Annotated in this window: 17 protein-coding genes and 2 riboswitches; of the genes, 12 read left to right on the forward strand and 5 right to left on the reverse strand. The window is 62.9% G+C overall.

The genetic code is table 11. The features are described 5' to 3' along the window. Nucleotides 1–169: 169 nt before the first annotated feature. Together gcvH and gcvT are read right to left on the reverse strand one after the other, a co-directional pair. Nucleotides 170–535, reverse strand: coding sequence for a glycine cleavage system protein GcvH (gcvH, locus tag LMTR13_RS15300; protein ID WP_065728594.1), 366 nt, complete (start codon nucleotides 533–535; stop codon nucleotides 170–172). A gap of 26 nt (nucleotides 536–561) precedes the next feature. Next, nucleotides 562–1,707 carry a glycine cleavage system aminomethyltransferase GcvT gene (gene gcvT / locus LMTR13_RS15305; RefSeq protein WP_065728595.1) on the reverse strand — a complete coding sequence of 382 codons (1,146 nt, stop codon included), beginning with the start codon at nucleotides 1,705–1,707 and terminating at the stop codon, nucleotides 562–564. Nucleotides 1,708–1,762: 55 nt separating this feature from the next. After that, nucleotides 1,763–1,841: riboswitch (glycine riboswitch) on the reverse strand. A 3-nt stretch (nucleotides 1,842–1,844) separates the two neighbouring features. Beyond that, a riboswitch (glycine riboswitch) is annotated at nucleotides 1,845–1,935 on the reverse strand. 216 nt (nucleotides 1,936–2,151) lie between these two features. Here gcvT and alaS point away from each other — a divergent pair. The 3 genes from alaS (at nucleotide 2,152) to LMTR13_RS15315 (ending at nucleotide 6,485) form a co-directional block, all read left to right on the forward strand. After that, nucleotides 2,152–4,824, forward strand: coding sequence for an alanine--tRNA ligase (alaS, locus tag LMTR13_RS15310; protein WP_065732712.1), 2,673 nt, complete (start codon nucleotides 2,152–2,154; stop codon nucleotides 4,822–4,824). Nucleotides 4,825–5,231: 407 nt separating this feature from the next. Continuing rightward, complete coding sequence (locus LMTR13_RS39320) at nucleotides 5,232–5,555, forward strand: septal ring lytic transglycosylase RlpA family protein (RefSeq protein WP_083219062.1); 324 nt, start codon at nucleotides 5,232–5,234, stop codon at nucleotides 5,553–5,555. A 255-nt stretch (nucleotides 5,556–5,810) separates the two neighbouring features. Next, complete coding sequence (locus tag LMTR13_RS15315; protein WP_065728596.1) at nucleotides 5,811–6,485, forward strand: DUF2270 domain-containing protein; 675 nt, start codon at nucleotides 5,811–5,813, stop codon at nucleotides 6,483–6,485. A 94-nt stretch (nucleotides 6,486–6,579) separates the two neighbouring features. Here the strand turns inward: LMTR13_RS15315 and LMTR13_RS15320 are convergent, their stop codons facing one another. Both LMTR13_RS15320 and LMTR13_RS15325 read right to left on the reverse strand, forming a co-directional pair. Further along, nucleotides 6,580–7,086, reverse strand: a complete 507-nt coding sequence (locus LMTR13_RS15320; RefSeq protein ID WP_065728597.1) for a DUF3455 domain-containing protein — start codon at nucleotides 7,084–7,086, stop codon at nucleotides 6,580–6,582. A gap of 135 nt (nucleotides 7,087–7,221) precedes the next feature. Next, nucleotides 7,222–8,436: an NADP-dependent isocitrate dehydrogenase gene (locus tag LMTR13_RS15325; protein ID WP_065728598.1), complete on the reverse strand. Its 1,215-nt coding sequence runs from the start codon at nucleotides 8,434–8,436 to the stop codon at nucleotides 7,222–7,224. 558 nt (nucleotides 8,437–8,994) lie between these two features. Here LMTR13_RS15325 and LMTR13_RS15330 point away from each other — a divergent pair. The 3 genes from LMTR13_RS15330 to LMTR13_RS15340 all read left to right on the forward strand — a co-directional run bounded on the left by LMTR13_RS15330 (nucleotide 8,995) and on the right by LMTR13_RS15340 (nucleotide 11,882). Further along, nucleotides 8,995–10,194 carry a TrmJ/YjtD family RNA methyltransferase gene (locus LMTR13_RS15330; protein WP_065728599.1) on the forward strand — a complete coding sequence of 400 codons (1,200 nt, stop codon included), beginning with the start codon at nucleotides 8,995–8,997 and terminating at the stop codon, nucleotides 10,192–10,194. 218 nt (nucleotides 10,195–10,412) lie between these two features. Next, nucleotides 10,413–11,045, forward strand: a complete 633-nt coding sequence (locus LMTR13_RS15335; protein WP_065728600.1) for a DUF1326 domain-containing protein — start codon at nucleotides 10,413–10,415, stop codon at nucleotides 11,043–11,045. Nucleotides 11,046–11,087: 42 nt separating this feature from the next. Further along, complete coding sequence (locus tag LMTR13_RS15340; RefSeq protein WP_065728601.1) at nucleotides 11,088–11,882, forward strand: DUF2182 domain-containing protein; 795 nt, start codon at nucleotides 11,088–11,090, stop codon at nucleotides 11,880–11,882. A 5-nt stretch (nucleotides 11,883–11,887) separates the two neighbouring features. On the opposite strand, the gene LMTR13_RS15345 is transcribed toward LMTR13_RS15340, so the two are convergent. Then, nucleotides 11,888–12,547, reverse strand: coding sequence for a TetR/AcrR family transcriptional regulator (locus tag LMTR13_RS15345; RefSeq protein WP_065728602.1), 660 nt, complete (start codon nucleotides 12,545–12,547; stop codon nucleotides 11,888–11,890). 228 nt (nucleotides 12,548–12,775) lie between these two features. On the opposite strand from LMTR13_RS15345, the gene LMTR13_RS15350 reads away from it, so the two are divergent. The 6 genes from LMTR13_RS15350 to LMTR13_RS15375 all read left to right on the forward strand — a co-directional run bounded on the left by LMTR13_RS15350 (nucleotide 12,776) and on the right by LMTR13_RS15375 (nucleotide 18,119). Continuing rightward, nucleotides 12,776–13,318 (forward strand): OsmC family protein, encoded by a 543-nt coding sequence (locus LMTR13_RS15350; RefSeq protein ID WP_065728603.1) that lies wholly within the window; start codon nucleotides 12,776–12,778, stop codon nucleotides 13,316–13,318. Nucleotides 13,319–13,353: 35 nt separating this feature from the next. Continuing rightward, complete coding sequence (locus LMTR13_RS15355) at nucleotides 13,354–14,478, forward strand: acyl-CoA dehydrogenase family protein (protein ID WP_065728604.1); 1,125 nt, start codon at nucleotides 13,354–13,356, stop codon at nucleotides 14,476–14,478. A 52-nt stretch (nucleotides 14,479–14,530) separates the two neighbouring features. After that, nucleotides 14,531–15,409 (forward strand): sulfurtransferase, encoded by an 879-nt coding sequence (locus tag LMTR13_RS15360; protein WP_065728605.1) that lies wholly within the window; start codon nucleotides 14,531–14,533, stop codon nucleotides 15,407–15,409. 108 nt (nucleotides 15,410–15,517) lie between these two features. Next, on the forward strand, nucleotides 15,518–16,900 hold the full coding sequence (locus LMTR13_RS15365; protein WP_065728606.1) for a CmpA/NrtA family ABC transporter substrate-binding protein: 1,383 nt from the start codon (nucleotides 15,518–15,520) through the stop codon (nucleotides 16,898–16,900). Nucleotides 16,901–17,179: 279 nt separating this feature from the next. After that, nucleotides 17,180–17,674: a hypothetical protein gene (locus tag LMTR13_RS15370; RefSeq protein WP_335622085.1), complete on the forward strand. Its 495-nt coding sequence runs from the start codon at nucleotides 17,180–17,182 to the stop codon at nucleotides 17,672–17,674. 190 nt (nucleotides 17,675–17,864) lie between these two features. After that, nucleotides 17,865–18,119, forward strand: a complete 255-nt coding sequence (locus LMTR13_RS15375; protein ID WP_065728608.1) for a hypothetical protein — start codon at nucleotides 17,865–17,867, stop codon at nucleotides 18,117–18,119. Nucleotides 18,120–18,141: the final 22 nt, after the last annotated feature.

The raw sequence follows: 18,141 nt of genomic DNA on the forward strand, positions 1-18,141 counted from the left end.
TTTCCTCGTTATTCGTCGTCGTGCCCCGCGAAGGCGGGGCATCCAGTACGCCGTGACGTCAGCGATTGAATCGAGAATTCCCGGCGTACTGGGTCGCCCGGTCCCAGTGCGCAATTGCGCACAAGGCCGGGCGATGACAGTGAGTGTGTGGTGGCGGAGTGCCTCATCATCACGCCGTGTGGGCCTTGTAGGCGGCCTCATCCATCAGGCCGCCGAGTTCGCTCTTGTCCGCGATCTTCAGCTTGAAGAACCAGGCCTTGCCGCCGGCGTCGGAGTTGACCAGTGCGGGTTCGGCGGCGAGCGCTTCGTTGACCTCGATGACCTCGCCGGAGATCGGCGCGTAGACGTCGGAAGCTGCCTTCACCGATTCAACGACGGCGGCGGCTTCGGCCTTCTTCAGCGCGCGGCCGACCTTGGGTAGTTCGACGAACACGACGTCGCCGAGCTGCGATTGCGCATAATCGGTGACGCCGATGGTGGCGACATCGCCCTCGATGCGGAGCCACTCATGGTCGGATGTGAACAACGTTGTCATGAAAACTTCCCTCAGCGTTTGCAAGTTCAGCGTTTGTAGGTGTTGGGAACGAAGGGCATAGCTGCGACCTGCAGCGGCAGGCGCTGGCCGCGCACTTCGGCGAATACCTGCGCGCCGTTTGCGGCGAGCGCTGTCGGCAGATAGCCCATCGCAACCGGCGCATTGAGGCTCGGGCCGAAGCCGCCCGAGGTGACGTTGCCGACCGGCTCGCTTGAAGCGCTATCTGCGAATAGCACCGCGCCTTCGCGCACCGGCGCGCGGCCTTGCGCGCGCAAGCCGACGCGGCGGCGCGATGCGCCTTTCTCAAATTGTGAGAGGATTTTTTCCGCGCCCGGAAAGCCACCGGCGCGGGCGCCGCCGCTGCGGCGGCTTTTTTGCACCGACCATTCCAGCGCGCCCTCGACTGGCGTCGTCGTGGTGTCGAGGTCGTGGCCGTAGAGGCAGAGCCCGGCTTCCAGCCGCAGGCTGTCGCGCGCCCCTAAGCCAATCGGCAGCACGTCCGGATTATCCAGCAGTAGCGACACCAGCGCCTCGGCCTGTTCGGCCGGCACCGAAATCTCAAAACCGTCCTCGCCGGTATAGCCGGAGCGCGAGACGAAACAGTCGAAGGCGCCGATTTTGCGCGGTCCGGTATCCATGAACCGCATGGCGGCAACGTCTGCGCCAAGCTTCGCCAGCACCGATTCCGCTTTCGGCCCCTGCAGCGCGATCAGCCCGCGCTGGCTAAGCGAATCGATGATGCAGGTATCCGAGAGATGAGCGCGTAAGTGCGCTTCGTCCTCGGCCTTGCAGGCGGCGTTGACGACCAGAAACAGATGGTCGCCGAAGTTCGCCACCATCAGATCGTCGAGAATGCCGCCGTCATTATTGGTGAACTGGGCGTAGCGCTGCCGTCCCGGCGCAACGGCCAAGATGTCCTGCGGCACCAGCCGCTCCAGCGCCAGCGCCGCATCCTCGACCTTGCCGGTTTTCGCCCGCAGCGTGAGTTGGCCCATATGCGAGACGTCGAACAGGCCGGCGGCGCTTCGCGTATGCAGATGTTCCCTGAGCACGCCGGCCGGGAATTGCACCGGCATCTCGTAGCCCGCAAAGGCAACCATTTTGCCGCCGCGCGCGACATGGAGCGCGTGGAACGGGGTGCGTTTTAGGGGAGTTGCGTCGCGTGCCAGCATCGTTAAGGCCCTCATGGGTTCCGGAGACCAGCCTCCGAAAACCCAAAGAAAGCCCCATCTGTCGCTGTGCCTGAGAGTATTATCCCGTCGGCGGACGCCCTGGGCCAATGCAGCCCGGCGTCACTTTCCAGATGCTATTTCGTCACGCGGTCCGTTTGCCTGAGAGTTTCCGGGGCGGTTGCTCCTTCGGCGCCGGCGCTGAAGCCGATCTCTCCCGACGTGACGTCTTATAGATAAGAGGGAAACACAGCCCTGCCAAGCCTGTCAACGCAGCCGCAGCATTATCAACGGGACTTGCGCGCCCATCTTGTGTGCTGCGGCAAGCCTATGATCCGCCTGCACAGTTTCTGGACACCGCAGGCCGCCTTGTCTAAAAGCGTTCCGCCGGAAGGTTTAAAGGCTGGTTGTAGCCTGACCCGGCCCTTTTTTTCCGATTGGATGAACATGAGCGGCGTCAACGAGATCAGGTCTAAATTCTTGGATTTCTTTGCGGAGAACGGTCACGAGATCGTGGCCTCGTCGCCGCTCGTGCCGCGCAACGACCCGACCCTGATGTTCACCAACGCCGGCATGGTGCAGTTCAAGAACGTCTTCACCGGCGTCGAGAAGCGGCCCTACCAGCGCGCTACCACCTCGCAGAAATGCGTGCGCGCCGGCGGCAAGCACAACGACCTCGACAATGTCGGCTACACCGCGCGGCATCTCACCTTCTTCGAGATGCTCGGCAATTTCTCGTTCGGCGATTACTTCAAGGAGCGTGCGATCGAGCTCGCCTGGAACCTGATCACCAAGGAGTTCGGGCTGAAAAAGGACAAGCTGCTCGTCACCATCTACCACGATGACGAGGAGGCGGCGCGCCACTGGAAGAACATCGCGGGCTTTTCGGACGACCGCATCATCCGGATCGCGACCTCGGACAATTTCTGGGCCATGGGAGATACCGGCCCGTGCGGACCGTGCTCTGAAATATTCATCGACCGCGGCGAGCACATCTGGGGCGGGCCTCCGGGCAGCCCGGAAGAGGACGGCGATCGCTTCCTTGAATTCTGGAACCTGGTCTTCATGCAATTCGAGCAGGTGACGAAGGACGAGCGCGTCGCGCTGCCGCGCCCGTCGATCGATACCGGCATGGGGCTGGAGCGCATGGCCTGCATCCTGCAGGGGGTGGACAGCGTCTTCGAGACCGATCTTTTCCGTCATCTGATCGATGCCGCGGCGTCCGCCCTAGGGCACGGGCCGGAGGAGCAGACCGTCGCGTCGTTCCGGGTCATCGCGGACCACCTACGCTCTTCAGCCTTCCTCGTCGCCGACGGCGTGCTGCCGTCGAATGAAGGCCGCGGCTATGTGCTGCGCCGGATCATGCGCCGCGCGATGCGCCACGCGCAGTTGCTCGGCGCGCGCGAGCCGCTGATGCATCGTCTGGTCTGGGCCCTGGTGCGCGAGATGGGCCAGGCCTATCCGGACCTGGTGCGCGCCGAAACGCTGATCGAGGAAACGCTGCGGCTCGAAGAGACCCGGTTCCGCAAGACGCTGGAGCGGGGCCTTGCGATCCTCGACGAAAAGAGCGCCGGGCTGAAGAAGGGCGACATGTTCGACGGCGATACCGCCTTCACGCTGTACGACACCTACGGCTTCCCGCTGGATCTCACACAGGACGCGCTGAAGTCGCGCGGCATCAGCGTCGATCAGGCGGCGTTTTCGGACGCGATGGAGCGGCAGCGCGTGAAGGCGCGCGCGTCGTGGGCCGGCTCGGGCGAAGCGGCGAGCGAGAACGTCTGGTTCCCGTTGCGCGAAAAACTCGGCGCCACCGAATTCCTCGGCTACGACACCGAGAGCGCCGAGGGCGTGGTGACGGCGCTGGTGAAGGACGGCAGGGATGCCGACAGCCTGAAAACGGGCGAGAGCGGCGCGATCGTTTTGAACCAGACGCCGTTCTATGCGGAGTCCGGCGGCCAGGTCGGCGACATCGGTCTGCTGACGGGCGAGGGCGTCAAGTTCCGCGTCACCGACACGCAGAAGAAGGCGGGCGATCTGTTCGTGCATCTAGGCACAGTGGAGCAGGGCACGCTGAAGACAGGCACCGCGCTGCAGCTCGAGGTCGATCATGCGCGCCGGTCGTCGATCCGCGCCCATCACTCGGCGACGCACCTGCTGCATGAGGCGCTGCGCCAGGTGTTAGGGGATCACATCGCCCAGCGCGGCTCGCTGGTGGCGCCCGATCGTCTGCGCTTCGACTTCGTGCATCCAAAGCCGATCACGGCGGAAGAGCTCGCCCGCGTCGAGGACATCGCCAACGAAGTCGTGCTCGAAAACGACGAGGTCACGACACGGCTGATGGCGGTCGACGATGCTCGCGAGGCCGGCGCGCGCGCCTTGTTCGGCGAGAAATACGGCGACGAGGTCCGCGTGGTCTCGATGGGCAAGCAGGCCCGCGCCCACGGCCAGAACGCGCTCGGCTGGTCGGTCGAACTGTGCGGCGGCACCCATGTGCGCCGCACCGGGGATATTGGCTTGATCTCGGTGACCGGCGAAAGCGCGGTGGCCTCAGGCGTCCGCCGCATCGAGGCGCTGACCGGACGTCACGCGCGCAAGCATGCCAACGACACGATGGCGATTGCGAAGACGGCGGCGTTCGAGCTGCGCACCAGCGTCGACGACATGCCGGCGCGCATCGCAGCGCTGATGGAAGAGCGCAAGAAGCTGGAGCGCGATTTGTCGGATGCGCGTAAGAAGCTCGCGATGGGCGGCGGCGCCGGCAACGGCGCAGCGGCCGGCGGCGTGCGCGAAGCGGGCGGCGTCAAGCTGCTGGCCCGCGCGGTCGAGGGCGTCGAGACCAAGGATCTGAAGAGCCTCGTCGACGACGGCAAGAAGCAGATCGGCTCCGGCGTGGTCGCGATCGTCGGCGTCACCGAGGACGGCAAGGCCGGCATCGTCGTCGGCGTCACCGCCGATCTCACGGCGCGATTCAACGCCGTCGAACTGGTGCGCAAGGGCTCCGAGGCGCTCGGCGGCAAGGGCGGCGGCGGCCGGCCCGACATGGCGCAGGCCGGCGGCCCCGACGGGGCCAAGGCGAACGCAGCGCTGTCGGCGATCGAACAAGCGATGGCTGACGCCTGAGGGCGATTGTGCCGACGGCCGCTACATTCACCCTGAGCCCGCGCTGAACGGCGAGTTGGGCCTAGAATGCGGTAAGCAAGCGCCAACTATTGCAACGCTCGCACTCAAGTTTATCGGCGGCATTAAGATTTCGCCGTCGCCGATTACGATGACGCCATCCAACCTAATCGCAGTGTCCGTAGAGCGGCCAGAAAGAATCTGAAGGCGTCTCGCTGTCGCGCCTCACGCAGGACATTCCCCAATCGATCGAACCATAGTCCTGCGCCGGATACCGCCATTCTCCCGCGCTCAGATGATCCTGTTACCGCGCGATGCTGTGCCGCTTCTTCGTTCTTGCGCCGCTGGAACTTAGAGGGCCGGGAAAAGTTTGCAACTCGCCAATTGAGCCTCGGTCCTGGAAGGTGACGATGATCCGCCCGATATGCGCCGCCTTGGCGCTCACCTGTCTATCTGCGCCGGCATTCGCCGAAACCTGTATTGCTTCTCGCTATGGCTACAGCGGTGGCCGAACCGCATCGGGGGAGCGGATGAATCCAAATGTGATGACCGCGGCGCATCGTGCAAGACCATTCGGTTCTCACGTCACAGTCACCTCACATTCCACCGGGCGAAGTGTCACAGTCCGGATAAATGATCGTGGTCCGTTCGTGAAGGGACGGTGCATAGACCTATCCACAGGGGCTGCCCGTGTACTTGGCTTCACCGGGATTGCGAAGGTCTCTCTCCGCTGAAGTAGATGACGCCAAGTGGGAAGCTGTCGTGCTTTGATCGTCGTCGTTTTGTAGCGCACGACGAACGACCCAATGCGGACGCTAAGTCGTGATGTGCGGTGCACCGTTCTATGGCTCGGCCCGTCGCTGGCAATTCGGCCCCGGTGCGAGCATAGTTGCGGGCGTCACAATTCCGGATAGGTTCATCGGCGTTGATGATGTGGACTCTCCCGGTCAACGCCGCCGATCCCCGGTTCGGACAACCGGAGTCCCGCCATGTCTGTCACGGCTTCCAGCGAAACACACCGCCAACACACCTTCAATTCTGCTGAAATGGGCGCCATCGCACATCTCTACCGAGGCGAGGTCTACCGCTCGACGATCTGGAGAACGCGCCTCGACAACACGACGAACTGGGCGATCGTCACAATGGGCATCGCCCTGTCGACGACCTTTTCGAGCCCGGAAGCTTCACCGCTGCCACTCCTGCTCGTAGGCTTGCTCATTGCCGTGTTTCTCGGCATGGAGGCGCGACGTTATCGCTACTTCAATGTCTGGCGCGCCCGAGCCCGGTGGATGGAAACGAATTTCTACGCGCCGATATTCACCGGTGAAGCCCGCGACGATAGCTGGCAGGTGATACTCGGGCGCGACTACACCGCGCCTCGCCACCACATTTCGTTTGTCCGCGCAGCGGGGCGGCGGCTGCGTCGCAACTACGTCTGGATTCTCGCCGTCCAGGTGATTGCCTATTACGGCAAGATCGCAATCCATCCGGCGCCTGCGTCAACCTTGGCGGAATTTGTCGATCGAGCCGCAGTCGGACCGATACCCGGCTGGGTCGTTCTGATAGTAGGATTTGCCTACAATCTCGGCTGGCTGGCGTTCGCGTTCGGCACCATGTGGCTCGACGAACGCGAGCACCGGGGCGACAGGGTGGCGATGGGTTAGCGGCAGCCCTGGCTCATTTGAAGCTCGTCATAGCCGGTAAACCGCGCGATGCGCGTCTTCGCGTCAGGTGTTCCGGCCATGACGGAGAAGGCGTTCAGCTCTTGCGCAGGAATACGTAGTCCGCGGAGTAGGGCACGTTGCGATAGTTCCCCGCCTTATCGCAGGCGCCTTCGAGTTTTCCGCCCGACGTGTTGATCCGCTGCACCGTAGTGACGCCGGAGAGGATGCCGGTGCCGCGGCCGGACGTCACTTCCAGCTTCAGCCATGGAATATCGTTCGGCGTTGCGCCGGGCGCATTGCCGACGGCCTTGCCGACGACGGCGCTAGAGTCGATGTGCTCCCAGTTCGGCCCGGTGTAGTGCCGACCGACGGTCTTGCCGTCGAGCAGCAGCGTCGCGATCGGCTCGCGGAATGTCCAGGCCAGCTTGCCGTCGTTGCCGGCCCTGCATTCGTAGACCTGCGCGCCTTCGGCGTGGAGGGTGAGCACGGTTTTTTCTCCCGGCGCCGCGATGGCATCGGGAAGCGGCGTCTGGGTGGAGGCGGTTGAAAGCGACGCCAACAACGAGAGAATCGTAACTGCAGTACTTCTAAGCAGCGACATTGCGGCGCTCCGTCGTTAGTCTCCGTCATTGCGAGCGCAGCGAAGCAATCCTTGGTGCCGCAGGCTAAGAAATGGATTGCTTCGCTTTGCTCCTCGCAATGACGTGGATAGGACTTCGCGGAATACGAAGGCGGCCTATGCCGCCATCGCCTTCTCGAGATTGGCCGCGACCTTGTCGAGGAAGCCGGTCGTGGACAGCCAGCGCTGATCGGCACCGACCAAAAGCGCGAGGTCCTTGGTCATGTAGCCTTCCTCGACGGTCGCAACGCAGACCTTTTCCAGCGTGTCGGCGAATTTCGCGAGCTGCGGGTTGTTGTCGAGCTTGGCGCGGTGGGCGAGGCCGCGGGTCCAGGCGAAGATCGACGCGATCGAGTTGGTCGAGGTCTCCTTGCCCTTCTGGTGCTCACGGTAGTGCCGGGTCACCGTGCCGTGCGCGGCTTCAGCTTCCACCGTCTTGCCGTCCGGTGTCAGCAGCACCGAAGTCATCAGGCCGAGCGAGCCGTAGCCCTGCGCCACCGTATCCGACTGCACGTCGCCGTCGTAGTTCTTGCAGGCCCAGACGTAGCCGCCGGACCATTTCAGCGCGGAAGCCACCATGTCGTCGATCAGGCGGTGTTCGTAGGTGAGCCGCTTGGCCTCGAATTCCTTCTTGAACTCGCGGTCGTAGACGTCCTGGAAGATGTCCTTGAAGCGGCCGTCATAGACCTTGAGAATCGTGTTCTTGGTCGAGAGGTAGACGGGGTAGCCGCGCAGCAGGCCGTAATTGAAGGAGGCGCGGGCGAAGTCGATGATGGAATCGTCGAGGTTGTACATCCCCATCGCGACGCCCGCATCGGGCGCCTTGAAGACTTCCTTCTCGATGATGGTGCCGTCCTCGCCGACGAACTTCATCGTCAGCGCGCCCTTGCCGGGGAACTTGAAGTCGGTGGCGCGGTACTGGTCGCCAAAGGCGTGGCGGCCGATGATGATCGGCTTGGTCCAGCCGGGAACCAGGCGCGGCACGTTCTTGCAGATGATCGGCTCGCGGAAGATGACGCCGCCGAGGATGTTGCGGATGGTGCCGTTCGGCGACTTCCACATCTCCTTCAAGCCGAATTCCTTCACCCGGGCTTCATCAGGGGTGATGGTGGCGCATTTGACGCCGACGCCGACCTTCTTGATGGCGTTGGCGGCGTCGATCGTGACCTGGTCGTTGGTCTGGTCGCGGTATTCCATTCCGAGGTCAAAATACAACAGCTCGACATCCAGGAACGGGTTGATCAGCTTGTCCTTGATGTACTGCCAGATGATCCGGGTCATCTCGTCGCCATCGAGTTCGACGACGGGGTTGGTCACCTTGATTTTTGCCATGACGGAGGGGGCCTTTTCTCGGAAAACCGCGCGTTTGGGGCGGGGTGGGTGATTATGGGCGGGCTATAGCACCGCAAATCGGTCGGCGGAAGCTGGGGCAGGTCCGACTTTTAGCCCATCTTTCAGGCGCGGAATGCATGGGGGCAGTGCGGTTGAAGCCGCGTTCCCCGGATGCTGAGCAGCTCGAAGTGATGCGCTGCTGAGTCGGGGCGCACACGTGGCGGCGGTGGGTCCCGGCTCTGCGGTGCTGCTCCAAGCGCTGCACCGCGTCCGGGACACGGTGTCTGGCCGCACAGCGTTGGATCAAACCGCCGCCCAATGCCGACATTCGGGAAAGTGAGGAGGCATGCGCTAACTTGGCAGATCGAGCCTTCTTCACCGCAAAGAGCCGCATTTGGAGGCTTTGACCGAACGTCAAACCACGATACTAACCTCATTATTTTGCTTGAGAATTCTGGCCGCTTTGGTGAAAAGCGGCCAACCATGAGGCTTTGGATCAGGCGCTTGGCAAGCCGATTCAAGATCTTTGGAAGTTGAATCAGAAAGTGAAGTCGAGACATGTCCGGCACCGATAAAACCAAGACTGGTTTGGACTTGGCCGGGCCAATTGTGATCCTCGTCGAGCCGCAGCTCGGCGAGAATATCGGCATGGCCGCGCGCGCGATGGGCAATTTCGCGCTGTCGCGTCTGCGGATCGTCAATCCGCGCGACGGCTGGCCGAACATCGCGGCGCAGCGGGCGGCGGCCGGCGCCGACCAGATTCTGGAGCAGGTGCAGTTGTTCGACACGGTGGAACAGGCGGTGGCTGATCTGACGCTGCTATTCGCCACCACCGCGCGCGCCCACGACCAGGCCAAGCCGGTGGTTGGGCCTGAGAAGGCCGCACGCGAGATCGTGGCACATGTCGGAGCCGGCGGCGGGGCCGGTATCCTGTTCGGCCGCGAGCGCTACGGACTGCAAAACGAGGAGGTGGCGCTCGCCAACCGGATCATCACCTTTCCGGTCAATCCGGGATTCGCGTCGCTCAATCTGGCGCAGGCGGTGCTGTTGATCGGCTACGAGTGGTTCAAGCTGTCGACCGGCGGCACGTTGCCATTCGCGATGCCAGAGCGGTCGGAACCGGCGTCGCAACATCAGATGCAGGCCTTCTTCGACAATCTGGTTCGGGAACTCGACAAGGCCGAATTCCTCCGCCCGCGCGAGAAGCGCGAGACCATGCTGGTGAACCTGCGCAACATCTTCACCCGGATGGACCCGACCAAGCAGGACATGCACACCCTGCACGGGGTGGTGATGGCGATCGCCGAGGGACGCAAGGGTCCGGCCAAGGGCGGCGTGCTCGACGGCGAACAGGCGACGCGGCTGCGGGCGCTGTTGGCCGAGCACGGGCAGGGGCCGGCGGTGCCTGGCGACAGCTCGACCGTGCGAGGGCTCGCCCGGTTGCTCCGGCGCAACCCGACCGATGCCGAGCGGATATTGTGGCAGGCACTGACCCGCGACCGCCGTTTCGCCGGCCAGTTCAAGCGCCAGACCCCGGTCGGGCGCCATATCCCCGACTTCGTGTCCTTCGTGCATCGCCTCGCTATCGAACTGGTCAATCCGAACGAGACCGAGGCGATTGTGGCCGACCGCGCTGGGCGGCAGGCGTGGCTGGAGGCGAGGGATTACCGCGTAATCGAGATGCGGGTCGCTGATGTGGAGCGGGATCTGGCAACTGAGTTGGGACGACTCGAGGCGAGCCTGCGCGACCGCGGCTAGCATCCGGCCGGCGGGCACATTATCGCGAGGTGGCCGTCGGCGCTGCTGTCCCCGCGCGCACAAAGGAGGTAAGCTCGCATCGCTGGGACAGCACGTCGCTAGACGCCACTTGCCATGGTGCCTTGATCGCGACCCGGCCGCACCGATCGTGCATTCGACGCCGGCAAGCAAAGTCAAGCGGCTGCAGTCCGATCGACAACGCAAATCGGAGGTGTGCAATGGCGACATCTGACTGGCGTCTCGAAGGCGAATGGATCAAGAACTGCAATTGCGCGTTTGGCTGTCCGTGCGATTTCAACGCGCGGCCGAGCCAGGGCTATTGCAAGGGCCTGGTCGGCATGCGGATCACCAAAGGACATTTCGAGAGCACCAGCCTCGACGGCCTAGTTTTCGCGGTTACGGTTGATTTTCCCGGAGCGCTGCATGAAGGCAATGGCCAGATGCAGCCGATCATCGACGAGCGCGCCACGGCTGAGCAGCGCGAAGGCCTTTTCAACATCATGTCGGGCAAGCATTCCGCTGAAGGCACGCTGTTTCATATCTTCAGCCTGATCGTGACGAAAATCCATGAACCGGTGTTTGTGCCGTTCGAGTTTTCGTTCGACAAGGACGGACGCGTCGCGCGTGTCGTGGCCAAGGGCGTGCTGGAGACCGAAGTCGAGCCGATCAAGAATCCGGTGACCGGGCAGCCGCATCGCATTCAGGTCGTGATGCCCGAGGGCTTCGAACACCGCGTTGCCGAGATTGCCTCGGCCAACATCCGCTCGACGGGCGCGATCAAGTTCGACACCAAGGGGTCGCACAGTTCGCTGGCGAACGTCGTCCAGACGCCGGAGGGCGTCGCGGCCTGACGCTGCATTCGACGTGGCGTTACCGTGGCGGAGGTTAAGTCCATGTCCGGGACCTCTGCGCTTGAACAGACCTTGCGCCACGATCGCCTGATCGTGGCATTCAGCATGGCTACCGTGGTTGCCTTCGCCTGGGGCTATCTGGTCGCCGGCGCCGGCATCGACATGAGCATGGCCGATATGCCCATGGACCCGGAGCCGTGGTCGCCCTCGCAGGCCGCGCTGATGTTCGCGATGTGGTGGGTGATGATGGTCGCGATGATGGTGCCGAGCGCGGCGCCGATGGTGCTGCTGTTCACGGCAATCAAGCGGAGGCAGGCAACGGAGAATCCTGTCATCTCAAGCTGGCTCTTTCTCGCCGGCTATCTCCTGATATGGTCCGGCTTCAGCCTGGCCGCGGTCGCGGTGCAGTGGGCACTCGACCAGGCCGGGTTGCTGTCCGGCATGATGGCGAGCACCAGCAGCATGCTCGCCGGCATCATCCTGCTTGCCGCCGGGCTCTATCAGCTCACGCCGATCAAGCGCGCCTGCCTGCGGTACTGCCAGAATCCGGTGTTGTTCCTGAGTCGCCACTGGCAACCGGGTGCCATCGGAGCTCTGCGAATGGGTTTCCGGCACGGCAGCTACTGTGTCGGCTGTTGCTGGTTTCTCATGGCGCTGCTGTTCGTTGCCGGCGTGATGAACCTGCTGTGGATCGCAGCGGTCGCGATCTATGTCGCCTTCGAGAAACTGCTGCCCCGCAGCCTATGGCTCAGCCGCGCCGCCGGCGTGGGCCTGATCCTGGCTGGTGGGGTTGTGTTGGCGCGCAGCCTTGTGACGACGGCTTCCGCATCGCTGTAGTTTACTCAGACGGCGACAAGCTCCGCAGGGTTACCCGCGCGCTTCGTCTTCTTCACCCTCGAAGGCCCGAACAGATTGCCGGCGGCAAGACCTGCGGTGTCGGCGACGCCGGGATCGCGCGAAACCATGGCGGCGACGATGGCGCCATCGATCAGAAGCGCGAGCTGATGGGCCAGCACCTGCGGCTCAGACGCGCCCATCTCGGCGGCGAGCTTTTCGATGTGCGCCAGCACCACTTTCTTGTGGCGCAGCGCGATGTTGCGGAACTGCTTGGCGTCCTTGTCGTGCTCGGCGACCGCATTGATGAAGGGGCAGCCATAGAAGCGCTCCTCGCCGAACCAGCGCTTCAGCGCCGGAAAAATCCGCGTCAGCTTCGCCTGCGCGTCGCCGCCGCCATCCTCCATCGCGCCGATGAACCATTCGCGCCAGGCCTTGCCTTCGCTTTCCAGCACGGCGTTGACGAGGTTGGTCTTCGATCCGAACAATTTGTAGAGCGTGGTCTTCGCCGTTCCGGCTTCGTCGATGATGGCATCGATCCCGGTGGCGTTGATGCCGTTCTTGCAGAACAGGTGCGTCGCCGCGCTGAGCAGGCGACCGCGCGCGGATTCCTCGTCGCCTGCAGCCGACGCCGCGACAGCTTTCTTCCTGGAAACTGATTTGCCCATGCGCCGCAGTTAATCGGAGCGCGGCGCAATCATCAAGCCGCATCTTTGCGCCGAAAATAATCGCACGCACGCGGGCAATTGCTTCGCGCCTGTGCAGCGCGGCGCTGACCAGTTTCCGGGCAGGCATCGCTAAGCGACGAGAGACGTTCGGCTTTTGATTTCGACCTGATCTGGCACGCTTCATGCAGGAAACAGAACGTTCGGTATCCTACCCTAGGGAGAGAAAAGATGACTGCGGTCGCTCAGAAAACGGTGCTCACGGGCTGCCTGGCCCCGATCGACAAAAATGGGCTCGAACAGCTCATCGCCAACGGCAAGGCCAATCCGAAGGTCATCAAGACCTTGAAGTGCAAGACGGTGGCGGAGGGCAAGTTCCGTCACGCCAACTACATCCGCAACCTCGCGCCCTACATCGTCGACGAGCCGCCGGGCCTTTTGGGCGACGACACCGCACCCAATCCTTCGGAAGCCTCGCTCGCCGCGCTCGGCTCCTGCCTTGCGGTCGGTCTGCACGCCAATGCCGTGCACCGCGGCTGGATCGTCAACAAGCTCGAGCTCGAGCTGGAAGGCGACCTCAACATCACCGCGGTGTGGGGCACCGGCGACGTCAGCGAGAAGCCGGTCGGCTTCACAGATGTCCGCGTCAAGGTCGACATGGAATGCGAGGGCATTCCGAAGAGCGAGATCGATGCGCTGGTCGCCCACGTCAAGAAATGGTCGCCGGTCGCCAACACGTTTACGCGCCCGGTCAATCTCGACGTCAGCGCATAAGCAGTCGCAACAAGGTTTGGGGTGCGGAGGGTCTCATGGGTTCATTGGCGGTATCGCGGCTCGCAGTTGACGACGATCTCCCGGCGGCATCGACCGTGGATCAAGTCGCGGCGATTGCGCGGAGTGAACTCGCACCCCAGGCCATCGCGATCGATGAAGGCACGGTGTACCCGGATGCGTTGCTGCGGCGTCTTGGCGGCGCCGGCGCATGGGGCAGTCATCAGCCTCTCAATGGCGCAGCCGATCTGCGCTGCGCCATTCAATCGATCGCGGCACTTGGAGAGGTCTGCGGCGCTACCGCCTTTATGGCGTGGTGCCAGAACACGCTGGTCTGGTACGCCGCGAATTCAGACAATCCAGGGCTCGTCGCCAAGTTCGCCGGCAAGTTTGCAAGCGGCGAGATTCTTGGCGGCACCGGGCTGTCCAACCCGATGAAGAGTTTCTTCGGCATCGAGCGGCTGAAACTAAGGGGACGCAAGGTCGAGGGCGGCTACATCGTCAAGGGCGCGCTGCCCTGGGTGTCGAATCTCGGTCCCGATCATTTCTTCGGCACCATCTTCGAGCGCGAGGACGAGGGTGGCGGCATCGTCATGTTCCTCGCCGACTGTTCGAATCCCGCGATCACCCTGCAACCCTGCAAGCCGTTCCTCGCGATGGATGGCACCGGCACCTATGCCGTGCAGTTCCGCGATGTCTTCGTGCCGGATGAGCTGATCCTGGCCGAACCGGCGGGGCCGTTCGTGAAGAATATCCGGGCTGGCTTCATCCTGCTGCAGGCCGGCATGGCACTCGGTCTGATCAAGGATTGCATCCAGATCATGGATGAGGTCGGACCGCCGCTCGGCCACGTCAACCGCTATCTGCCGCAGCAGCCGGTTCAGTTCCGCGAACTCCATGCCGAGTTCGAGAAGGAGACCATGGCGCTGGCGTGCGATCCCTATAATTCCGACGACGGCTACTGGCGCCGTGTGATCGCGCTTCGGCTGCGTGCCGGCGACGCCAGCGTCGCGGCCGCGCATGCGGCGATGCTCCATTGCGGCGCGCGCGGCTATCTGAAGAGCCACCGCGCTCAGCGGCGGCTGCGCGAGGCCTATTTCGTCGCCATCGTCACCCCCGCCACCAAGCAGCTTCGCAAGATGCTGGCCGGCGACGAGCACTAAAGGGATTTCCGACCGACCCGAACCAGCAACCACGAAACAGGAGAGGCCTGCCATGACGGACGTTCTGATTACTGCCGGCGAACTCGCGGAATTCCTCAAGCAAGAGCCGTGTGTCGTCATCGACACCCGCAATCCCGAGGCTTACGGCGCGGGGCATCTCCCGAACGCCGTCAACGTCCATGAAATCTTCACTTATCTCGCGACCTCGACGCCGGAGGGCATTCACGAACTGAAGACGAAATTCGCCGACGCGTTCGGCGCCGCCGGGCTTTCGGGCAAGGAAACGGCGGTCATCTACGAACAGTCGATGAATTCCGGCTTCGGCCAATCTTGCCGCGGCTACTATCTGCTCACCATGCTCGGCTATCCCAAGGTCAAGGTGCTGCATGGCGGTTACGATGCCTGGGCGGCAGCGGGGCTGCCGGTGGCCACGGACGTGCCGTCGCCGGTGAAGGCGTCGTTCGCGGTTCTGCCCGAAGCCGGCGATATCCTGATCGATGCGAAGACCATGCTCGCCGCCGTCGGCAAGCCCGGCGTCGCCTTGCTCGACGTGCGCGACATCGACGAGTGGATCGGCGAAAGCTCTTCACCGTATGGCAAGGATTTCTGTCCGCGCAAGGGACGCATCCCCGGCGCCGTCTGGCTCGAGTGGTACCGCATGATGAAGCCGACCGCGGAAGGGCCGCGCTTCAAGTCCAAGAACGAGATTTTGGCGGAATGCGCCACCGTCGGTATCACGGAGAATACGCCGGTCTATCTCTATTGCTTCAAGGGGGCGCGCGCCTCGAACACGTTCCTCGCATTGAAGAATGCCGGCGTGAAGGACGTGCGGATGTATTTCGGCTCCTGGAACGAATGGTCACGCGATCCGTCGCTGCCGATCGAGGAGGGGCTGCCGATGGAGGCCAAGCTTACGACCAAGGCGGCGTAGAGCCGTTTGTTGCCAACGGCCCGGCTGGCAACGGCCGGGCCGTGAACGGGTGGACCGGATCACGGCAGGAGAATGGCTGCCGCTGTGGCGATACGACAGGGGCGCAACATGACATTCGATGATCCTTTCGATTCCGACCGCAAGCTCTCGCGCACAGGCTGCGTGTGCGGCCAGCATGGCTCCGCGGCCGAGCACAACCAGGCGACACTAGCGTTGCGCTGCGAGCCGGTTCGCAGCGAGGAGCAGCGGTATGAGGGCGTCGTCGCCTCCGCCGTGGTGCGGGCGATGTTTCCAAAGGATGCCGCGCGCCGCGCCTTCCTGAAATCGGTGGGGGCTTCGACCGCACTCGCCGCGATATCGCAGTTCTTCCCGCTGCAGACGGCGACCGAGGCTTTTGCCTCAGCCGGCGCGCCGGAGAAGAAGGACCTCAAGGTCGGCTTCATTCCGATTACCTGCGCGACGCCAATCATCATGGCGGCGCCGCTGGGTTTCTACTCCAGGCATGGCCTCAACGTCGAGGTCGTGAAGACAGCGGGCTGGGCGGTCGTTCGCGACAAGACCATCAACAAGGAATACGACGCTGCCCACATGCTGGCGCCGATGCCGCTCGCGATTTCGCTGGGTCTCGGCTCGAATGCGATACCGTTTGCGGTGCCGGCGATCGAGAACATCAACGGGCAGGGCATTACGCTGGCCCTGAAGCACAAGGACAAGCGGGATCCGAAGGACTGGAAGGGCATGAAGTTCGCGATTCCGTTCGACTATTCCATGCACAATTATCTCTTGCGCTATTATCTCGCCGAGCACGGCCTCGATCCCGATACCGATGTGCAACTCCGTTCGGTGCCCCCGCCGGAGATGGTCGCCAATCTCCGCGCCGACAACATCGACGGCTTCCTCGCGCCCGACAACATCTGCCAGCGGGCGATCTACGACGGTGTCGGCTTCCTGCACATCCTGTCGAAGGAAATCTGGGACGGCCATCCCTGCTGCAGCCTCGCGGTGAGCCGGGAATTCATCACCCAGTCGCCGAACAGCTTCGCGGCGCTGACGCGCGCGATCGTCGATGCCACGGCCTATGCCTCGAAGGCCGAGAACCGCAAGCAGATTGCCGAGGCTATCGCGCCGGCGAACTACATCAACGCGCCGGTGACCGTGCTCGAGCAGGTGCTGACTGGCACCTATGCGGATGGACTGGGAGGTGTGAAGACTGACGCGAAGCGCGTCGATTTCGATCCGTTCCCCTGGCAATCCTTCGCGGTCTGGATGCTGACCCAAATGAAGCGCTGGGGACAGATCAAGGGCGATGTAGATTACATGCAGGTCGCCGAGCAGGTTTATCTCGCAACCGGAACGCACAAGGTGATGGCCGAGATGGGACTGACGCCGCCTGCGACGTCGTACAAATCCTTCTCGGTGATGGGCAAGACGTTCGACCCGGCGAAGCCCGAGGATTATCTCGCGAGCTTCAGGATTCGAAAGTCGTCCTGATATCGCGCAGCGAATGCGCCCTGATGCTTCCGCCCGTTCGCGGAGGAACCGGCGCGCCGGGCCGAGGAGATATGCTGCGCGAGTTGATCCAACCCGAACAGCCCCTCTGGCGCTTCAGATGTCCCGAGCGTATAATTCGACGACATGTTGGTGGTCGCTCGGATGTCCGGTTCCTCACGTAGATTAGCTTTCGCCATAGCATTGGTCGTGGTTTGTTTCGGCGGGCGAACGGCCCATGCCCAAGCGAGCCCCGTAAATTACTGGATCCCAGGCTGGCCTATGGGGTTCAGCGGGGAAGCGGGCGAGAGCCCGAGCGCTTACGGCAATTTTCCGAGCTTCGATTTCCGCGACGTCGGAAACGGCTCTTCCTATGCGCGCTACAATTTTTCGAACGGCTTTTTTGTCGGTAGCCAGCGCAGCAACATGGGTTTCAGCGGTCTGAGCCAGAGCGCGTTCGGCAGTTTCGGCTCGATCTATAGCGAAGGCGTGCAGTTCGGCTATAGCCTCAAGAACAGCGGATTGCCCATCACCTTCTATGCCGGTTTCGACACGCTGAAATACAATACCGGCATCGGCGGCCCGTTCGCGCCGTTCGATTCCAAATCCGGCACGCTGCCGATCTCCAGCGTGAATGCCGGCGTCGAATTCCAGGCGACGTCGAATCTCAGCCTCTCTCTGGGCGTCGGCTACGTCCAGCAGTCGGGCCGGATCGACAGCGAATTCAATTCGCTACCCGGCGCCTCGCCGTTCGCCATCGGCGGCCGCCGCTATTAGGGCATGTACTCGCAATTAAGTCAGGTCCGCTTTACTCTCGGAAGGCGACTAGCAAGCCAACATTGATGCATGTCGCCTTTTTGGGGCCACATTCAGACATCCGCAGGGTCGGGGGCTTCCTCCTGATGCCTTTAGGTTGGAACAGACTTGGCTTAAGCCGGTTTCCTTTGCTGAATTGGAGAATGCACAGATGAAGCCCTTCTTGATGGCGTTCGCCACTGCACTTGTAAGCAGCACTTTCGCGCTTGCTGACACCCCAGTGACACCGGCAGAGGCCGAGAAGATCAAGGCTGCCTTGGAAGTCTTTGGCTGCACGGGCGGCAAGATGGAAAAGGAGACCGAGGGCAGCGGCTACTTTGAAGTCGATGACGCCAAATGCAAGGACGGGCAGTACGACATCAAGCTCGACAAGGACTTCAAGGTACTCGCGATGACTCGCGACTGAGCATGCTCAAGGACTGTTTTGC

Source organism: Bradyrhizobium icense (genome assembly GCF_001693385.1).
Classification (GTDB): Bacteria; Pseudomonadota; Alphaproteobacteria; order Rhizobiales; family Xanthobacteraceae; genus Bradyrhizobium; species Bradyrhizobium icense.

Coding starts and splice junctions, on each gene's coding strand:
- gcvH (WP_065728594.1), bottom strand. CDS start 535: ATGACAACGTTGTTCACATCCGACCATGAGTGGCTCCGCATCGAGGGC.
- gcvT (WP_065728595.1), bottom strand. CDS start 1,707: ATGCTGGCACGCGACGCAACTCCCCTAAAACGCACCCCGTTCCACGCG.
- alaS (WP_065732712.1), top strand. CDS start 2,152: ATGAGCGGCGTCAACGAGATCAGGTCTAAATTCTTGGATTTCTTTGCG.
- LMTR13_RS39320 (WP_083219062.1), top strand. CDS start 5,232: ATGATCCGCCCGATATGCGCCGCCTTGGCGCTCACCTGTCTATCTGCG.
- LMTR13_RS15315 (WP_065728596.1), top strand. CDS start 5,811: ATGTCTGTCACGGCTTCCAGCGAAACACACCGCCAACACACCTTCAAT.
- LMTR13_RS15320 (WP_065728597.1), bottom strand. CDS start 7,086: ATGTCGCTGCTTAGAAGTACTGCAGTTACGATTCTCTCGTTGTTGGCG.
- LMTR13_RS15325 (WP_065728598.1), bottom strand. CDS start 8,436: ATGGCAAAAATCAAGGTGACCAACCCCGTCGTCGAACTCGATGGCGAC.
- LMTR13_RS15330 (WP_065728599.1), top strand. CDS start 8,995: ATGTCCGGCACCGATAAAACCAAGACTGGTTTGGACTTGGCCGGGCCA.
- LMTR13_RS15335 (WP_065728600.1), top strand. CDS start 10,413: ATGGCGACATCTGACTGGCGTCTCGAAGGCGAATGGATCAAGAACTGC.
- LMTR13_RS15340 (WP_065728601.1), top strand. CDS start 11,088: ATGTCCGGGACCTCTGCGCTTGAACAGACCTTGCGCCACGATCGCCTG.
- LMTR13_RS15345 (WP_065728602.1), bottom strand. CDS start 12,547: ATGGGCAAATCAGTTTCCAGGAAGAAAGCTGTCGCGGCGTCGGCTGCA.
- LMTR13_RS15350 (WP_065728603.1), top strand. CDS start 12,776: ATGACTGCGGTCGCTCAGAAAACGGTGCTCACGGGCTGCCTGGCCCCG.
- LMTR13_RS15355 (WP_065728604.1), top strand. CDS start 13,354: ATGGGTTCATTGGCGGTATCGCGGCTCGCAGTTGACGACGATCTCCCG.
- LMTR13_RS15360 (WP_065728605.1), top strand. CDS start 14,531: ATGACGGACGTTCTGATTACTGCCGGCGAACTCGCGGAATTCCTCAAG.
- LMTR13_RS15365 (WP_065728606.1), top strand. CDS start 15,518: ATGACATTCGATGATCCTTTCGATTCCGACCGCAAGCTCTCGCGCACA.
- LMTR13_RS15370 (WP_335622085.1), top strand. CDS start 17,180: ATGGGGTTCAGCGGGGAAGCGGGCGAGAGCCCGAGCGCTTACGGCAAT.
- LMTR13_RS15375 (WP_065728608.1), top strand. CDS start 17,865: ATGAAGCCCTTCTTGATGGCGTTCGCCACTGCACTTGTAAGCAGCACT.